This is a genomic window from Sphingomonas swuensis (genome assembly GCF_039538045.1).
Classification (GTDB): Bacteria; Pseudomonadota; Alphaproteobacteria; order Sphingomonadales; family Sphingomonadaceae; genus Sphingomicrobium; species Sphingomicrobium swuense.
Map to the genome: position 1 here is coordinate 2,188,240 of NZ_BAABBQ010000001.1, position 16,801 is coordinate 2,205,040.

Sequence of the window (16,801 nt, forward strand, 5' to 3'; positions counted from 1 at the left end):
CGCTGCGGCTATCGCCGTAGCCTTCGTACCCGTGGCGGGTGCCGGTGCGCAGGTGAGTACGCCTGCTACGCCGCGCGTCGGCTCGCCCACTGCTACACCCCGCGCTGGGCCTCCAGCGCCCTTACCTTCTGCGAACCTTCCCGTGCTGGTGCCGCGAAGCGGACCGCTTCCATCGTCGCTGACGCTTGTTCAAGCATTGGAGGAAGCCGAAGCCCGATCACCGGCAGTGCTTGCTGCCCGCGCTCGCGTCGAGGCGGCATCCGCCCGCATCGGACAGGCCGGTCTTCGGTCCAACCCGGAGCTCAGCGTCGAGGTCGAGAACTTTCTCGGGACCGGCGATCTGGCCGGGTTGCGGGCGACCGAGACTACGGTCGCAGTGAACCAGCGCCTCGATCTCGGCGGGCGCCGGCGAGCCCGCGTTACGGCGGCGCAAGCCGCGCTGACGGCCGAACGCATCCGGCTCAGCATCGCCCGCGCAGACCTCGCCCAATCGGTGAGGGAACAGTTCGCTCGCGCCATCGTGGCTCGCGACCGTCTCCGCTTGGCGGAAGACAACAATGAGCGCGCCCGAGAACTCGCACGCATCGCCCAGATCTTGGTCGACAATGGCCGTGAGCCTCCCCTTCGCGCCCTCCGCGCGAGATCGGCGGCGACACAAGCTGCCGCAGACCTTGAGGCAGCGCGTGCCGAGGAGCGGTCTTCCCGAGCGACCTTGGTTTCGCTCTTTGGCGTTACCGATCCGGTCCAGAGCCTGAGCGGGGGTCTCATCGATCTCACGCCGAGGCTCGTAAACCCCGGGATCAGCCTCGAGGTGCGCCTAGCCGAGGCCGAACGCCTCGTTGCCGAAGCGACGCTGAGACAAGAGCAGGCCGCCAGCCGGCTCGACCCCGCCGTAGGATTGGGTATCCGCCATGTGCGAGAGGCGGGCGCCGTGGCGCTCGTGGGCGGAGTGTCGCTACCACTGCCGGTTTTCGACCGCAACCGGGGCAATATCGAAGCCGCTCGGGCCGGCATCCGCTCTGCTGAAGCCAATCTCGCCAACATTCGCGCGTCGGTGCAGGTCAGAGCTGCGAATGCTGTGACCAACGTTCAGTCGGCCACGACACGGGTGGAAGCGCTCGAGCGGTCCGCCATTCCGGAGGCCACCGAGGCGCTTCGGCTGTCGCGCCTAGCCTACATTCAAGGCCGGGCTTCGCTGGTCGAATTGCTCGATGCCCAGTCGGCGTACCGCGAAGCTCAAGCAGCCCTCATCGATGCCCGCCTCGCGCAGGCTCTCGCGACCGCCGAACTCGGCCGGGTCGCAGCACAACAGGATCCCCAATGACCGTGATCGAACGCGCAACCACCGCCATCCGTATCCGTGATGGCCGCTCCAAGTTCATGGCTGGCGGAGCCGCGCTCGCCCTACTCGCCGGCCTGGGCGGCGTGCTGATTGGCAGGAGCATGGCACCCGAACCCGTCGCGAGGAGCGCCGAAGCCCCTGCTGCCGAAGCGGAAGAAGGCGAGGAGCACGGTCCCGAGGGCTTTATTCCCATGACGCCGGTTCAGCTGGCGACAAACGGCATTGCCGTCGAGCGGGTCTCCTCGGGCTCCATCCTCTCAGAAGTCATCTCGCAGGCAATCGTGACCGCGCCACCCGAAGGGCAAGCGCTAGTCACTGCCAGGGCCGACGGCGCTATCACCCGCATCAACAAGCGGCTTGGCGATCCTGTCGGCGCCGGTGAGACGATCGCCCTGCTGGAAAGCCGTGAAGCGGCAGCCTTCGTCGCCGAGCGCAACGCTGCCGCAGCCCGGGCTCAGGCAGCGCGAGCTGCTGCGGCCCGCGAGCAACGGCTATTCAACGCAAAGGTGACCGCCCGGCAAGACCTGGAAGCCGCCGTCGCCGTTCGGCAGACGGCCGAAGCCGAACTGCAACGTGCCGAAGCAGCCGTCAGGACAGCCGGCGTTACCGGCGACGGCCGCTACCTTGCAGTACGGTCACCGATTGGCGGCAGGATCACCGAGGTGGACACGCAGCTCGGCGCCTATGTGGCTGCTGGCGCGGAGCTCTTCAACGTCTCCAATCCCAATAGCATCCAGGTTGAGGCGGCTGTTCCCGTGCCCGAAGCGCAGCGGCTCCAACCGGGCGATCGAGCGGTCGTGGAGCTTCCCGGAGGCGGCATCGTCGAGGCTCGGGTTCGCTCGATCACTCCATCGGCCGACGCGCAGAGCCGGGCGGTAGGAGTCGTCCTGCAACTTTCCGGTGCTCCTGGCGGTCTGCGCCAGGGCCAGGCGGTCCGTACCCGCATCACACCGAGCAACAGCGAGGTCACCGGCATCATCCTTCCCGAAGATGCCATCCAGCAGATCGAGGGCCGCGACACCGTGTTTGTCCAGGTGAAGGGCGGCTTCCAAGCCGTTCCGGTCCAGATCGGCCAACGCAGCGGCGGCCGGGTCGAGATCCTGAAAGGCCTTCAGCCCGGTCAGGCAGTCGTCTCGCGCGGTGCCTTCGCCCTCAAGTCGCAGCTTGGAGCGAGTGAAGCGGAACACTGATCGTGTTGCCCGCTCCTCGCCCCATCTCATCAGGATTGATCCCACATGATTGAGCGTATTCTCGACGCTGCGATCCGCTTCCGCTGGGCCACAATAGGCCTGACCTTGGTGATCGCGCTGTATGGCGCCTTCCAGCTTTTCAAGCTGCCCATCGACGCCGTTCCCGACATCACTAACAAGCAGGTGCAGGTCAACGTCTCTGCCCCGCAGTTCAGCCCGCTCGACATGGAGCGGCTTGTCACCTTCCCGATGGAAACCACGCTCGCTGGCATTCCTGGCCTCGATTATACGAGGTCGATCTCGCGCAATGGCTTCGCGCAGGTGACAGCGGTGTTCGACGAGAAGGTCGACATCTACTTCGCCCGGCAACAGGTCGCGGAACGGCTGGCCCAGGCGAGCGAAAGCCTGCCGGATGGCGTTCAGCCGCAGATGGGGCCGGTGTCCACCGGTCTTGGCGAGGTGCTGATGTGGTCGGTCGATTACGAGCCGACCGCCACAGCGAAAAATCCGAAGATCGCCGGCCGCCCCGGCTTTCAGCCCGATGGATCCTACCTCACCATCGAAGGGGAGAGGCTCACAGACGAGGTTTCGAAGCTTGCCTACCTGCGGACCATCCAGGATTGGGTGATCCGCCCGCAACTGCGCAACGTGGCCGGCCTGGCCGGCGTCGACAGCATCGGCGGATATGAGAAGCAGTTCGTCGTCCAGCCGGACCCGGCTCGCCTGGCATCCTACGGGGTATCGTTCACCGAGCTTGCCGACGCCCTCGAAGGCTCGAACATCTCGGTTGGCGCCAACTTCATCCAGCGGGCCGGTGAAGCCTTCCTGGTGCGCGCCGATGCCCGCATCCGGCATATCGACGAGATCGGCGGCACGGTTATCGCCAATCGCAACGGGGTTGCAGTCCGCGTGTCGGACGTGGCGACGGTTCGATTGGGCGGTGAGCTGCGCACGGGTGCAGCATCTACCAATGGCAAGGAAGTCATCGTCGGAACGGCGTTGATGCTGGCTGGCTCGAATAGCCGGATCGTTGCCGAGGCCGTCGCCGAGCGCCTTCAGGAAGTAGCCAAATCGCTCCCTCCCGGCGTTAAGGTGACACCCCTCTACGATCGCTCAGCACTCGTGGATGCGACGATCTCGACGGTCGAGAAGAACCTGATCGAGGGCGCCCTTCTCGTCATCGCCGTTCTCTTCTGGCTGCTCGGTAATATCCGCGCCGCCATCATCGCGGCGCTGGTGATCCCGCTGTCATTCCTGATGATGGCGATCGGCATGACCCGCTACGGGGTGTCGGGCAACTTGATGAGCCTCGGCGCGCTCGACTTTGGTCTCATTGTCGACGGCTCGATCATCATCATCGAGAACTGCCTGCGAAGGTTAGCAGAACGGCAGCACCGCGAAGGTCGCCTTCTTCAACTCTCGGAGCGGCTGCACGAGGTCTTCGAGGCCGCCAAGGAGATGGTCCGCCCGACCCTTTACGGGCAGGCAATTATTCTTCTCGTGTTCGCGCCCTTGCTCACCTTTACGGGTGTCGAAGGTAAGATGTTCACGCCGATGGCGATCACCGTCATCTTCGCTCTCGTTGGTGCCTTCATCCTCTCGCTGACCTTCGTGCCGGCGATGGTCGCCGTGCTGATTAAGGGCAAGGTTGCGGAGAAGGATGTCGCGGTCATCCGCTGGACCAAGGAACGGTATGAGCCGCTCCTCGGCAAGGTGCTCTCGCGGCCGAAGCCGTGGATTGGCACAGGTTTGGGGGTCTTCGCCCTCGCTGGTGTTCTCTTCACGACCCTGGGTCAGGAGTTCATTCCGCAACTCGACGAAGGCGACGCCTCGGTTCAGGCAATCCGCATTCCCTCAACATCGCTCGATCAATCCCTGGCCATGCAGCTGAGGGTTGAGCGGGCGATCTCCTCGCTTCCCGAGGTTGCCTTCATCTACTCGAAGACGGGCACGGCTGAGGTCGCCACAGACCCCATGCCGCAAAACATCTCGGATTCTTTCGTCATCCTGAAGCCGAGCAAGGAGTGGCCGGAAGGCGTCGACACCAAGGACGAGGTGGTCGAGCGCATCGAGGAGAAGATGGGTTCGCTCACCGGCAATGCCTTCGAGGTCAGTCAGCCCATCGAGATGCGCTTCAACGAGCTCATTGCGGGCGTTCGGGGGGACGTAGCTATCAAGGTCTTCGGCGACGACCTCGCCAAGCTTGAGACCGTTGCGGCACAGGTCGCATCGTCGATCGGCAAGGTTCAAGGCACGGCGGATCTTCGCTCCGAACAGACGGCTGGCTTCCCGACCTTGGAGGTGCTGTTCAACCGCCCCGCCATCGCGAGCTATGGGCTGACGGTCGACGAGGTTGCGAACACGGTCGCGGCAGCCCTTGGCGGCCGTGAGGCCGGCATCGTCTTCGAGGGCGACCGTCGGTTTGATATCGTGGTGCGGCTCGACAACCCGACGCGCGACAATCTCGAAGCCATCGGCGCCCTCCCAGTGATGCTGGAGAACAGCGGTGCCGGAGCTCGGACCTCGGTTCCTCTTCGCGAGGTCGCCAGCTTCCGCTTCGCTGACGGCGTGAACCAGGTCAGCCGGGAAAACGGACAACGGCGCGTGGTCGTTCAGGCCAACGTCCGTGGTCGCGACCTCGGCTCCTATGTCGAGGCCGCGCGCGCTGCGGTCGAGCGTGACGTGAAGCTGCCACCCGGCGTCTTCATCGAGTGGGGTGGCCAGTACGAAAATCTCCAGGCCGCCTCGGCGAGGCTCTCGCTGGTCATCCCGGCGGTGTTCCTTCTGATCTTCGGCATCCTCTACATGGCTCTGCGAAGCTTCAGCTCGGCGCTCGCCGTCTACTCGGCCGTGCCGCTAGGGCTTGCCGGAGGCGTCTTCGGCCTAGTGCTGTCCGGCTTCCCTTTCTCCATCTCGGCCGCCGTCGGCTTCATTGTGCTGTCGGGGGTCACCGTTCTGAACGGCCTGGTCGTGATGACCAGTATCCAGCAGCGAATCGGCGCGGGCGAAAGCATCGATGCCAGCATCCGGGGAGGAATGATGGAACGGGTTCGGGCCGTCCTGATGACGGGTGTCGTCCCGGCAATCGGGTTCGTGCCGATGGCCTTGGCCATGGGCCGTGGTGCCGAAGTGCAAAAGCCGCTGGCGGTCGTGGTGATTGCCGGTCTGATCGTGGCGACATTCCTCACGCTCTTCGTGCTGCCAGCGATCAGCCACTTCCTTCTGCACAAGGCTCGGGCCCGCCATGTCCAAGGTGATTACCGCAATGAAGATCCGTTCGGCCGCGAACCGGTCCCGGCGGAATGATGAGGAAAGGTCAACACATGAAAGCGGCAACACCAATCGCGTTTGCAGCGCTTCTTCTCGCCGCTTGCGCCCCGCAAGCGCAGCGTGACGAGCAGAAGACGGCGGAGCGAAAGACCGAGACCTCGCATGGAGGCATGGGCATGACCCTCGATCCGGATAATCCGGACCGGAGCTTTGCGGAGGGGATGATCCCGCACCACCGCGACGCCGTAAAGATGGCCGAGGCGCAATTGCGCCTCGGCCGGGATCCCGAACTTCGCGCCTTGGCGACGAAGATCATCAAGGACCAGCAAAGCGAGATCGATCAGCTCGAGCGTTGGCTCGCCCGACCTCAAGATGACGGAAGCAAGCAGTGATGCACGATCAGCAGGAGAACCAGCATGGCGCATAGTCACGGCGAACATGCCCATAACCATGCGGCAGGGGCCAACAGCAAGATGCTGGGCTGGGCTCTGGCCCTCACCACCACCTTCCTCGTCGCTGAATTGGTCGGGGCCTACGTCTTCAACAGCCTCGCCCTGCTGTCCGACGCGGCGCACATGTTCACCGACGCCGCAGCTTTGGCGATTGCATTGGCGGCAGTGAAGATCGGTCAGCGTCCAGCCGACGAGAAACGAACCTTCGGCTACCGGAGGTTCGAGATCCTAGCGGCCGCCTTCAACGCGCTGCTGCTCTTCGCGGTGGCCGCCTACGTTCTCGTCGAGGGCATCCGGCGGTTCTTCGAACCGAGCGAAGTGCAGTCGACCGGCATGCTGATCGTCGCTACGATCGGCCTCGTCGTAAACATCATCGCTATGCGCCTTTTGTCGGCTGGCAAGGACCAGAGCCTGAACGTCAAAGGCGCATACCTCGAAGTCTGGGCGGATATGCTCGGGTCGCTGGGCGTGATCGTCGGTGCTGGCGTGATCATGGCTACCGGCTGGCAGTGGGTTGATCCACTGGTCGCCATCGGTATCGGCCTGTGGGTCCTTCCTCGTACTTGGATCCTGCTCAAGGACACTACCCGCATCCTTTTGGAAGGGGTGCCAAGCGGCATCACCCTCGCCGAGGTCCGGAAAGCGATCTCGGATGTCCCTGGGGTGGCCGGCGTCCACGACCTCCATGTCTGGTCGCTCACCAGCGATGACAACAGCCTTTCAACGCACGTCGAGCTCAAAGAAGGGGCCGACTTCGAAACAGTGCGGATTGCAATCGCCACCATGCTGCACGACCGGTTTGAGCTGCAGCACTCCACGATCCAGGTTGAGCGGAGAGAATGTGAGGATGCGAGTGCCCTTCATCCCTGATCATCGGCACTCGGCGATACCAAGTTCTGACCACTTCATCACCGGTGGAGTGAGAAGGAGACCCCATGGTACATCACGGCCGGATCGGCCCGCCGATCTTCACTCCGAAAGGGTCGCTCTACGATGACATTCGGCAGAGGATTGCCAACGCCGGAGGAGCGATCAGTCGCGAAATGCTCGATCGGGAAATCGCCACCGACGCGTCGTGCTCGGAGCGAATTGCGAAGGTTGGCGGTTTGCCCTCTCTTCTGACCAACATGCACCATAGTGGGGAAATCACTATGGGGCCGAACACCATCTGCCTTACCGAGCGTGCGAAGCGGAGAATGGCAAAGCAGGCAGGGACAAAATGAAGCACGACCGTCCTGTTCTCGGAGGCTTTGCAGTTGCCTTGCTAGCGTTGCTGCTGACGCTCGTCGCCTTCGCTGCTTGGCGCGCTCTCAGCCCAGCGTCATCTGAGACCAACGACGCGATCCTCGACGAGCGTGCCGCGAAGGGCAAGCTTTGAAGAAGTTGCGTGATCAAACGGTTATCCTCGGAACGCTGATTCAAGTCCTTACCTCTCTCGTTCGTTCCCAGCACAACACAAGGCCAGCAAAAGAAGGAAGATCCGGACTCCGATGAACTCCATCGGAGGAAGAAATGGGCGACGAGATCATCAGGCAGTTGGCGGAGTTACCTCCGCATCTCTGGGCTGAGTCTCTCCGCAGGTTGGAAGTAGTTGACCGTTACCTTGCCCTCGACAAGCCGACGACGGCTGACGCAGATCGATCGGCTGCTGAGCTCAATCTGGTTCAGCGCAGCTTCTTCCGTCTCGCCGCCGCAGTCCGCGAACTTCGCGCGGGCGGAACGCCGAAGGTTTCCTCGCAGGGACAGCAAAGCAAACTTCGGCACGACAAGCGGAGCGTCTTGGACGACACCATCACCGATCTTGGTCCGGGTGCACGTGACAGCGAGATATTCGCCGAATGCAGCCGGCGATGCAAAGAGCAAGGTCTGACGCCGCCTTCGTGGAACGCGGTCCGGACACGCACTGGCAAGCCAGTGCTGAACCCTGATTTACGGAGTCGGATGCGCCGCGACGCTGATTTCGTCCTCGATGCATGCCCCCTCGACCTGACCGTGCATGTTGCTTCTGCCGAACCGCAATTGGCCGTGCTCACCGCGATCATCCACGTCGACAGCGGCGAAGTGCTTGGCTTCCACCTCGATGGGCAGCCTGTAGAAACGTCAGCGGTGGCGCACGCATTTGTGGACGCCATCGATCATCGGAGAAGCGGGCCCCATTCCCGTCACCGGGGTCAACGACTGATCGTCTCGACAGCCCTGCAGTCGCACATGTCAGTTGTTGAGAGCCTTGCTCAAGCCGCCAAATTGCGTCTCGACACCACTGCTTCCCTTGGCCTCGCGCCCGGCACTGCGCTGACAAACGCCGTCGGTCGAAAAATCGGGCGCATTCCGTTTGCGCCGCGAGCCCGAGTGAAGGCTCGTCCTGATCTCGCCGTTCCGCTCCACCACGCTCAAGCAGTTGTGGGCGAACTCCTTGCCCGACGGTCGCTCGCAGGAGGCCGGCCATGCGCGGGCTTAGTGAGTCCCAAGAACGCCCGGTCCGTGCGTGATCTTGCGCTCGGCATCCTTGAGGATTGCAGCTGACGAGTCGTCGAGCGCCCGAAGAAATAACTCCGTCATGCTCCGCATGATCTCGATCAGGCGCTTCCGACGAGCGTCTCGCGACCGGCCAGCCTTCATCTGTTGAAGAATGCCTTCATTCCACTTCGCAACGGCGTGCCGCACGACCTCTTCAGCCTTTGCAAAAGGCAGAGGGGCGGTCGCAAGCTGCTCATCGACGAGCTGAGGGTTTGCCGTTGATCGAATTAACAAGGTGTACGGACCCAAGCGGTTGCCGATCATTCGAAAGATGTTTTCACCATGCCTGCGTGGTCCCCGACCTGACGTTCTCGTTACGCCATAGTCCAGCATGAAACCCGATACATGAGCGTCCTCCGGATAAACCCAGTCGAATTCGCGAACCCGAGAAGCAACATTCAAGCCGGCGCCAGCAAATTCAGGCACCCGAGACCAGGCATCAACAAGGGCGGACAGTACACCGGATAGCGGGTTGCCTCGTCTGAAAAGCCCAACACCACCGATAAGCTTGGTTTGCCGATCAATGAGCAGCGTGACGACCACATACTCGACCCCCTCATCGCTCTCACGGGTCAGTGTTATAGCCGATTGATCCAGAAGCCACTTTTCACCGAAAATGCGTTCGCCGGCGTCCCGCAAGCGGCCTTCGGCGCGAAGAGCTAGCAGACGGCGCCTAATTGCAGCTGTCGAAGGAGGCTCTACGTTCGCTGCTCGGCAGGCGGCCAGCACTTCATCGACGACGTCCTTCCAGCGCGCATCCTCTTCGGTTTCCAGGATCCGCTCCAAGGTTATTTCTGCAACCTTGCCCAAACCATCTGCAGCGGCCGATGCCCGCTGACGCACCCGAAAATTGGGAGCTAACCCGGCCACGGGTCCATGCTCGCGAAACTTTCGGACCAGCCGGTAGAAATTCCGCTCAGACGTGCCGAGATCCGCCGCCAAGGTGGCGGCATCCGCAGCAGTCGGGCTCGGCATCCCCACGTACTTATCCATCGCCCTTAGGCGCTGCAGAACGGCCGATTGGCTGACGAGCGGCAGTGCCAAGAGCGTGGCTTCGTTGCTCTCGAAGGTGGCGCGGTCAGCGGAATGCTTGGCCACGAGTTCAAGGTCGGCTGCCGAGATCATGCTGCGACCCTACGCAGGATCAATATGACGAGCAATCATCGTTTTCACATTTTTTGTCAGCAGCGAGCTTGCGCCCAGCGCAACTCAACCCTAGCTATGGCCACGCACCGACAAGAAAAGTGGAAACGATTATGGATGAGCGCTTCATGACAGACACACGGAAGGGCCAGTCCGAAGTCGCGATCAAGCCGCTCGTTGACGACAGCGCAGATGTCGACTTGTCGGGTCATGGCATGAAGGCTGACGTTCCTCGCCCGGTGATCACCGATGCGATGCGGCGGCTCAGCTGGCGGCGGCGGCAGGCTCGTTCCTGGGTGCGCGTGTCCAGCCGTCAGGCTCCGCAGGCATGAGCAGCAACAAGCAAAACGACGATATCGTAGCTACACCGGTCGCCACGCACGTCGACCCGCGCTTTGCTATCGCTCGCCAGCTTCTAGATCCTGCAATCACGCCCGATCGTACCCGTGTGCGTCCGCTCACGAACTTGCCTGAGGCTGGCGACGAACTCGTAACGATGGCTCACATGCATGTAGCCGTCCACGGTGGTTCCTTGCGCACCTTTACCGGTAACCTCGCTCACGAGAATGGTTGGTGGCCATCGTACAAGCGCCGCCGTCTTCAATACTGGGAAGGCATGACGCAGCGCGCCTACCTCATGCGCTGCGAGGTAGATCAAGAAGTAGAATGGGCCCAAAGCGAGCGCCGCCGTTTCGAGTTTCCGTTGAATGGCCGGCTCCGTCGCTACACTTGCGACGTCGAGGTCCAGAAAACGGACGGCTCGGTCGAAATCGTCGAACTCAAGCGTAACGAGCGCGACCTCGAAGACGAAGATTACCGTCATACCCTTGCCGGGGTCGCCGAAATCTGTCGCCGCTGCGGCTGGACGTTCAAAATTGTTCTGGCGCCCGAGATCTTCGTGTCGCGTCACCACCGTGACAACGTCGAGCTTTTCCAGTCGCGTCGCTTCGCACGGGTCAGCCCCGATCACATCCGTCGGCTGGATAGCTTCGCTTTGAAATGCGGACTGGTTAGCAGCTACGGAGAGCTCGCCGAGGTCATCGAACCCGGCTTCGCGCCAGGCGGCATGGCAGTGCTTCAGGCGCTACTCGTCAGAGGTCGCATCAGCATCGATCTCACGCAGCCCATCTTCCACGAGACGCCTGTGCGTATCGTCTAGACCCACCCCATTTCAAGGAGAACCGAGGCGCCTTCGAGCGCGAACTAACCGCTGAGCCCGTCGCTCAGCGGACTGGACAACTATTGCCTAACAGGGAGAAGGCTATGTCGCATTACAATTACCCTCTGAACACAATCATCGAGATCGATGAGGCGCCTTACAAGTACGTTGGCTTGCCCATGCCGGGCCGCATTCATCTGATGCACTGCCAAACGGGCCTGCCCTACATCATCGAAGACAAAGAGGGCTTCATGGGGTTGCTGACGCCCGAGGGCTATGATGAGCTGCTCTTGGAAGGCCGTCTTATCGTACGAGAGACCGAGCGGGCATCGATCGCTCGTAAGATGGCTTCTGAGGCGGAGTGGACGTTCGCTGATTGCGACGAACTGGACCCCAAGGCCCGCAAGATGCTCGCACAATGCGAGATCCTCGACGATCACGGAGTACCGAATGGCGTCAAGGCGATCGGATTGGCGTTGGGCGATTATTGGACGCCTGAGCTTCGCGAAAAGTACGGCGAGCACGACAATCCGCATACCATCAAGCGGTGGCGTACCGACCGTGGTTTCGCAGGCGACCGTAACATCCGCGACATGGTGCGGATGACCGGCCGGGTCCGCCGCGCTCCCTACTTCGATGACGTACCGCAGGAAGTCCTTCAGAAGGGTGCTCTCCTGAATTGGACGCAGCAGCTCAGCTACGCGGACGTGACCACTGAAATCAGCAACGAGTTGCGCGACATCAATGCTGGTAACTCGTCGCTCTATCCCAAACCCGAGAAGCCCTATCCTATTCCGCACTACGCTACCGTGCGGCGAGCCTGCCGGGCGCTGATTGGGGCCGTTACCCGCGAAGCTCGCGACGGCAAAGCCGCTAGCGACGCCGACTGGAAGGGTTCAGGCCGCCCGCTGACGGCAAAGCGCGCCCTCGAACTGGCGATCATCGACCATACGCCGATCAACGGGTTCTTCGTTCTCGACCTCGATCACGAGATGGTGGCCGGCAAGCCATGGCTGATCGTCATGATTGACGTTCACAGCGAGGTGATTCTCGGCCACGTTATTAGCTACCTCCCACCTTCCTACTGGACGGTAGGCGAGGTGCTGAAGCGTGCGAGCCTTCCGAAGCGCCCCCCGCCCAAGCTCATCGAGCGATACCCCATCCTTCGCCGCATCTGCGGCAAGGCGGCCGAAATCATCGTCGATAACGCAGCTGAGTTCCGGAGCCAGGCGCTCGAAGACGCTGCCAAGGGGGCCGGTTTTGCCGTCCGTCACTGCCCCATCAAGAAGCCCCGCTACCGCGCGATCGGCGAGCGCATTTTTCCCACGCTGCAAGAGAAAGTCACCAAGCTGATTCCAGGCGGATCGAAGCCCATCGCGCTTGCGCGTAAGCTCGGCCACGACCCCGAGCAGGAAGCATGCGTCACGGTGCGCGAGCTGGAGGCCTTGGTGAATGCCGCGATCGCGGAATATCACATCTCGACACATTCCGGCCTCCAAGACCGCCAGCCTGCGCTCGTTTTCGAGAAGAGTGTCGCCAAGCATGGGATCGACTTGATCCACGACCTTGCGGGCTTCCAACGCGAAATCATGGATGTGTCACCAGCCGTGCAGCTGTCCAACACCGGCTTGCGGCTCTTCAACCTGCGCTACCACTGCATTCGCGGCGTTCCGAGCTTGCTCGAAGACCTCGTTGCCGTGGAACCCCGGCGGCAGTCGCGGGCAGATGCAATCGCCACCGTGAAGGTGAAGTACGACCCTCAAGATATCTCGGTGGTCCACGTCTGGAATCGCGTCAAGAAGACTCACACCATCCTTCGCTGCTCGGACGAAACCTATGCAAACGGCATGCCGCTATGGTTTCACAATCAGCTCCTAGAGCGTGCGCGTGAAGAGGCGGCCGCCTTCAACACAGAGGCAGAGCGGATTGCTTTCCGTTCGCGGCGCATCAAGGCCATTCGCAACATCTCGCCGGAGGCTAAGCATCGTGAGCGGCTTACGGTCGCACGCCTCTACGAGATCCCGCGTCTCCGGCAGATCACGGGCAACCTCGTCCACCTCCACATGGACGAACCAGAAGCCATTTCTCTCGACGAGTTCATCGCCCACGACCTCTCAGCAACTACGATGCTGGACGACGAGATTTTGGCTCCTCGACTTCCTGTCGACCAATCTCGCAAGCCGAAGAACAAACGGGACCGTCGTGACGCGGGCCAGCCCAGTGAGAGTCAGGAGAGCAAGATGCCTGCCCGTCGCCCCACCCGCACCCGCCGCGTGAGCGGCAGCTATGAGTGAGGTCAGTCAGATGGCCGAACAGATGAACACCTCGGTCCGGGCCGATAACGGCAAGGAGGGGCGCGCGGAGCGCCCCTCCGAGCGTTCGCGTCGTGTGGCAGAGGCGCGGGCCTCGTTTCGCGCGATCCGCCTCCCCTACCCTCGGCAGGATGAGCTTGTCGCTGCCCTCGACGAGCTTCGATTGACTGGTCAACTCTCGAAGGGGCAGACACAAGGCGGAGTCCGCCTCATCGCAAACACTGGCTCAGGCAAGACGGTCGGAGCTGAGCGTTTCAAAGCCTACGTTGAAGCGGCTGATGAGCATGCCCCAGGAAGCCAGCCTGTTGTCATCGCGACGGTCGACGGCTCAGGCACCACTCGGTCCATTCCCGCGAGCATCTTGAAAGCCATGGGTGTCCCACGTCCTGAGCATGGTGCAGAGCCAGTCCTCTGGATGCGGGCCTTCGACGCTCTCGAGCGCTATGAGACACAGTTGCTGATCATCGACGAGTTCAACCGCGCGGCTCGCCGGCCGACCATGAGTTCAGCAATCGCGACCGCTCTCCGTGACGTGATGGATCGCGGCATCGTCCCGATGGCGTTTCTGGCTACTGAGGAAGCACGCGACGTTTTCAAGCGCAGCCCGGATCTTGCCGGTCGATTGGATGCTCCGGTTACCATGGATCCTCTCGATTGGCTTGTGGAGGAGGACAGAGAGCTGTTCCTTGGCTTCGTTAGCGGCTTAGACGGCGAACTCGTCGATCGAGGCATCCTTCGGCTCTCGTCAGGACTTGCTGAAGAAGCTCTCGCTCGCCTTCTTTGCGAGGCGTCCAACGGAAACCTTCGCCAGCTCTGCCGCGTCATCGAGACAGCTCTCGCCGCTGCTGTGCGGCGAGACGACGCTGCCATCGGGCGCGAAGACCTTGCTGACGCAGTTGATGATTGGTCGATCGCCAACCACTGCATCGCCTACAACCCTTTCCGGGCTAAGTAGGCCATGGCGACAGCTAGTCAGCATGCCCGAGCACCATGGCGCATCGAGGCACCGAAGCCCGTCATCATGGGGGAGTCGCTGGACGGCTACATCGCCAGGGTTGCCGCAGCCAACTGGATCGAGAATGCCCTAACGATCACGAGCCTGGCTGGCGTGATCTATGGCCATAAGCCGACGTTATCGACGTCGAACTGGGATGGTCTTCCTGTCATTGCCGATTGCCTGCGCGTCGATGTCGAAGACCTGCAGCTTCGCTCTTATCCGACCGATAATGCCGGGCGCCGTGCGTTCTTTGGGGTGCCCATTCCGCGAAATGATATCGACATCGCAGTAAGGCGCTTCGCGCCGGCTGCTTTGTCTATCTCGCCCCACCATAGAGCGCTGTGGCAGCTCCGAGCCTTCCCCTTCTGCTGCGAGACATGGCAATACCTTGTAGATTGCTGTGCTCGCTGTGAGCGTATCCAGCGTTGGCACCACACCAATGGTGTCGCTCGTTGTGATCGGTGCGTTGAGGATCTCTCAGCGGTCGAGTCCGACGTCGTACCGAACGAGCTTCGACCAAGCCTTGAGGCGGCCGTAGGCCTGGTCCACCCGGATACCGCTCGCCGGCAGCACAGCCTGGGTGCACTTCCCGCCGCCTTGCAGCATCTTGGCCTAGCTGAAACGTATGAATTGCTCGTCAGGGTGGCGATCGTCATTCAGCCACGCATCACGCCAGCCCGATACGGCACGAATGCAAGCTGGAATCAGCCTAAATCTGTGGTGGTCGAAGCCATCGCGGCTGCCTGGAACATGCTTTTGGACTGGCCCCATTCGCTTCAAGGCCTGATGGCGTACCGGCTAAGCAGCGCATCCACCCGTCATCAAGACGGCAATGGCGGAAGCACAATGCGCTTCCTTCGACTACCCAGTCACGAAGGACTTACACGCCAATTACGAGACACGATTGAGCAGTTCCGCTCCTCTATCGATCTCGACGGTCCAAACTCCAGTCATCTGGGCAGGCAGACACTCAGCACTCAGGATGCGGCGGCTCGCCTCGGATATTCTACCAAGGGCGTCGCTGATCTTCGTAGGCAGGGTGCGCTTGGAACTGTTTTTGCCCTGCATGAGGGTCGGGCAGCACCCCGTTACGACGCCGCCGAGATTGACGAGTTGGCCGAAATCATTGTGTGCCGGGTTTCATTGGAGAGCGCAGCGTGGAAGCTCGGCATCTCTCACCACGGCGTTGAACAGCTGATCGCGATGCAGATGCTGCAAACTCACGGCGATTGCTTCTGCATACCTCGGTATGGCGCTCCGCAGATCGCTGGGCCCGTCCTTGACGACCTGATCGCGAGGATCGGATCCTCATCCCGATCTTCTCTCGCAAGCGAGCCCATCACGCTGCGAACCGCCGTGGGTTCAATTGGCGGCCGAGCGAAGCCTTGGGGACCGATCTTCAAAGCCCTGCTTGATGGTGCACTGCCCTTCAAACTCGATCATTGCACTGGGGCACTGACAGAGCAGATTCTTGTAGACCACACCTGCATTCGCTTCCTTCGCTCATTTTTCTTCGAAGTTTCCAACTATGAGGGCGCGAAGTTTAGCAACGTGATGTCGCGGCGAGATGCTGGCGAAGTGCTGAACCTCTCCCCCAAATCCTCCACGCCGCTACTTAAGGGGATGGCATCTGTGCGCGGTGACTCCAAGGCCGTGGACTTCCCGGAAATTGTCAGGCTCAGCAGAATTCACATCAGCAGCCGCGAAATCGCTCTTCGCCTGGGCATAGCGCCGAAGACGGCGTTTGCCCTAGCCAAGGAGATGATGGTGCCCCTGCTCGGCCCGGCAGGTTGGTGTCGTGAAGCTGCAGAAAGACAGCTAGGTCTCACCTGAGTGATTCAGGTCGCGATCCGGCATACCGGCTTTCCCTTTGGTAGGGCCGGCAGCCTCGCTCCCTCCAGATGTGTGCCGCAGCTGACACTCGAAAGCTGAAATTACAGCCGGACGCCGAGGCACATCGAGCGCCAGATAAATCGCATTGGCAGCAGCGTTCACGGCAGACCAGCGATCATGCTGTCGCTCGCTGCCCAGCCCCTCCCAAAATCCATTAAACGGCCAGAGCGGCAGAACCTTTTCACTGCCCCTGTGGCGGAGCCACGCAAGGGCCAGCGCGATCCCTCTGCTTCGGCGAACCGGACCCATGTGAGCTGCAGCGGCCGCTTCCTCAATCGTTTCGAGCGCAAGCTCGCGCAGGTGCTTATCGTCGACTCGCCGCATGATGCCGTTGAGAACGTATAGAGAACAGAAAGGCAAGCTGCTTAAGCATGCGACTGTCGCGATCTCGAACGCCGGTCCTCATTGTACCCGGTGCCGCTCCACCCAGCAGGCCACTGATTTACCCCTCTGTGGCAGGCTCCGTGAGTTCTACCCGTGCGATCGGCGCAATCGCCTGCAAACGGACGCGGCCCTGGGAGCATCT

Annotated in this window: 15 protein-coding genes; 13 read left to right on the forward strand and 2 right to left on the reverse strand. The window is 61.8% G+C overall.

Annotated elements, in window-relative coordinates; all coding sequences use genetic code 11:
* Positions 1 to 196 precede the first annotated feature (196 nt).
* From ABD727_RS10885 to ABD727_RS10920, 8 genes are all read left to right on the forward strand, one after another.
* Positions 197 to 1,324, forward strand: a complete 1,128-nt coding sequence (locus ABD727_RS10885) for a TolC family protein (protein WP_344707412.1) — start codon at positions 197 to 199, stop codon at positions 1,322 to 1,324.
* Positions 1,321 to 2,532, forward strand: a complete 1,212-nt coding sequence (locus ABD727_RS10890; protein WP_344707413.1) for an efflux RND transporter periplasmic adaptor subunit — start codon at positions 1,321 to 1,323, stop codon at positions 2,530 to 2,532. The genes ABD727_RS10885 and ABD727_RS10890 overlap by 4 nt, the downstream gene beginning before the upstream one ends.
* A 45-nt stretch (positions 2,533 to 2,577) precedes the next feature.
* A complete protein-coding gene (locus ABD727_RS10895) occupies positions 2,578 to 5,838 on the forward strand; it encodes an efflux RND transporter permease subunit (protein ID WP_168068261.1) in 3,261 nt (1,086 codons plus the stop codon).
* Between the two features lie 17 nt (positions 5,839 to 5,855).
* Positions 5,856 to 6,194, forward strand: coding sequence for a CopM family metallochaperone (gene copM / locus ABD727_RS10900; RefSeq protein WP_168068260.1), 339 nt, complete (start codon positions 5,856 to 5,858; stop codon positions 6,192 to 6,194).
* A 24-nt stretch (positions 6,195 to 6,218) separates the two neighbouring features.
* Positions 6,219 to 7,124 carry a cation diffusion facilitator family transporter gene (locus tag ABD727_RS10905; protein ID WP_168068259.1) on the forward strand — a complete coding sequence of 302 codons (906 nt, stop codon included), beginning with the start codon at positions 6,219 to 6,221 and terminating at the stop codon, positions 7,122 to 7,124.
* A gap of 65 nt (positions 7,125 to 7,189) precedes the next feature.
* Positions 7,190 to 7,477, forward strand: a complete 288-nt coding sequence (locus ABD727_RS10910; protein ID WP_168068258.1) for a hypothetical protein — start codon at positions 7,190 to 7,192, stop codon at positions 7,475 to 7,477.
* Complete coding sequence (locus ABD727_RS10915) at positions 7,474 to 7,632, forward strand: hypothetical protein (protein ID WP_168068257.1); 159 nt, start codon at positions 7,474 to 7,476, stop codon at positions 7,630 to 7,632. Before ABD727_RS10910 ends, ABD727_RS10915 begins: the two co-directional genes overlap by 4 nt.
* Before the next feature lie 134 nt (positions 7,633 to 7,766).
* Positions 7,767 to 8,777 (forward strand): hypothetical protein, encoded by a 1,011-nt coding sequence (locus ABD727_RS10920; protein WP_168068256.1) that lies wholly within the window; start codon positions 7,767 to 7,769, stop codon positions 8,775 to 8,777.
* Here ABD727_RS10920 and ABD727_RS10925 read toward each other — a convergent pair.
* Positions 8,709 to 9,896, reverse strand: a complete 1,188-nt coding sequence (locus ABD727_RS10925) for a hypothetical protein (protein WP_168068255.1) — start codon at positions 9,894 to 9,896, stop codon at positions 8,709 to 8,711. The two genes, ABD727_RS10920 and ABD727_RS10925, sit on opposite strands and share 69 nt — an antisense overlap.
* Before the next feature lie 131 nt (positions 9,897 to 10,027).
* Here ABD727_RS10925 and ABD727_RS10930 point away from each other — a divergent pair, with 131 nt between their 5' ends.
* The 5 genes from ABD727_RS10930 to ABD727_RS10950 all read left to right on the forward strand — a co-directional run bounded on the left by ABD727_RS10930 (position 10,028) and on the right by ABD727_RS10950 (position 16,215).
* Positions 10,028 to 10,246, forward strand: coding sequence for a hypothetical protein (locus ABD727_RS10930; protein ID WP_168068254.1), 219 nt, complete (start codon positions 10,028 to 10,030; stop codon positions 10,244 to 10,246).
* Positions 10,243 to 11,073 (forward strand): hypothetical protein, encoded by an 831-nt coding sequence (locus ABD727_RS10935; RefSeq protein WP_168068253.1) that lies wholly within the window; start codon positions 10,243 to 10,245, stop codon positions 11,071 to 11,073. The genes ABD727_RS10930 and ABD727_RS10935 overlap by 4 nt, the downstream gene beginning before the upstream one ends.
* Positions 11,074 to 11,177: 104 nt before the next feature.
* Positions 11,178 to 13,367 (forward strand): integrase catalytic domain-containing protein, encoded by a 2,190-nt coding sequence (locus ABD727_RS10940; RefSeq protein ID WP_344707414.1) that lies wholly within the window; start codon positions 11,178 to 11,180, stop codon positions 13,365 to 13,367.
* Between the two features lie 10 nt (positions 13,368 to 13,377).
* Positions 13,378 to 14,340: a TniB family NTP-binding protein gene (locus ABD727_RS10945; RefSeq protein WP_344707415.1), complete on the forward strand. Its 963-nt coding sequence runs from the start codon at positions 13,378 to 13,380 to the stop codon at positions 14,338 to 14,340.
* 3 nt (positions 14,341 to 14,343) lie between these two features.
* On the forward strand, positions 14,344 to 16,215 hold the full coding sequence (locus ABD727_RS10950; RefSeq protein WP_344707416.1) for a hypothetical protein: 1,872 nt from the start codon (positions 14,344 to 14,346) through the stop codon (positions 16,213 to 16,215).
* Here ABD727_RS10950 and ABD727_RS10955 read toward each other — a convergent pair.
* Entirely contained in the window at positions 16,201 to 16,599 is a 399-nt protein-coding gene (locus tag ABD727_RS10955; RefSeq protein ID WP_344707417.1) for a hypothetical protein, read from the reverse strand. The genes ABD727_RS10950 and ABD727_RS10955 overlap by 15 nt on opposite strands.
* Positions 16,600 to 16,801: the final 202 nt, after the last annotated feature.

Bases quoted from the DNA above. Each gene is read 5' to 3' on its own strand.
- ABD727_RS10915 (WP_168068257.1), top strand. From the start codon at position 7,474: ATGAAGCACGACCGTCCTGTTCTCGGAGGCTTTGCAGTTGCCTTGCTA.
- ABD727_RS10935 (WP_168068253.1), top strand. From the start codon at position 10,243: ATGAGCAGCAACAAGCAAAACGACGATATCGTAGCTACACCGGTCGCC.
- ABD727_RS10905 (WP_168068259.1), top strand. From the start codon at position 6,219: ATGGCGCATAGTCACGGCGAACATGCCCATAACCATGCGGCAGGGGCC.
- ABD727_RS10950 (WP_344707416.1), top strand. From the start codon at position 14,344: ATGGCGACAGCTAGTCAGCATGCCCGAGCACCATGGCGCATCGAGGCA.
- ABD727_RS10890 (WP_344707413.1), top strand. From the start codon at position 1,321: ATGACCGTGATCGAACGCGCAACCACCGCCATCCGTATCCGTGATGGC.
- ABD727_RS10930 (WP_168068254.1), top strand. From the start codon at position 10,028: ATGGATGAGCGCTTCATGACAGACACACGGAAGGGCCAGTCCGAAGTC.
- copM (WP_168068260.1), top strand. From the start codon at position 5,856: ATGAAAGCGGCAACACCAATCGCGTTTGCAGCGCTTCTTCTCGCCGCT.
- ABD727_RS10920 (WP_168068256.1), top strand. From the start codon at position 7,767: ATGGGCGACGAGATCATCAGGCAGTTGGCGGAGTTACCTCCGCATCTC.
- ABD727_RS10925 (WP_168068255.1), bottom strand. From the start codon at position 9,896: ATGATCTCGGCAGCCGACCTTGAACTCGTGGCCAAGCATTCCGCTGAC.
- ABD727_RS10910 (WP_168068258.1), top strand. From the start codon at position 7,190: ATGGTACATCACGGCCGGATCGGCCCGCCGATCTTCACTCCGAAAGGG.
- ABD727_RS10940 (WP_344707414.1), top strand. From the start codon at position 11,178: ATGTCGCATTACAATTACCCTCTGAACACAATCATCGAGATCGATGAG.
- ABD727_RS10895 (WP_168068261.1), top strand. From the start codon at position 2,578: ATGATTGAGCGTATTCTCGACGCTGCGATCCGCTTCCGCTGGGCCACA.
- ABD727_RS10955 (WP_344707417.1), bottom strand. From the start codon at position 16,599: ATGCGGCGAGTCGACGATAAGCACCTGCGCGAGCTTGCGCTCGAAACG.
- ABD727_RS10945 (WP_344707415.1), top strand. From the start codon at position 13,378: ATGGCCGAACAGATGAACACCTCGGTCCGGGCCGATAACGGCAAGGAG.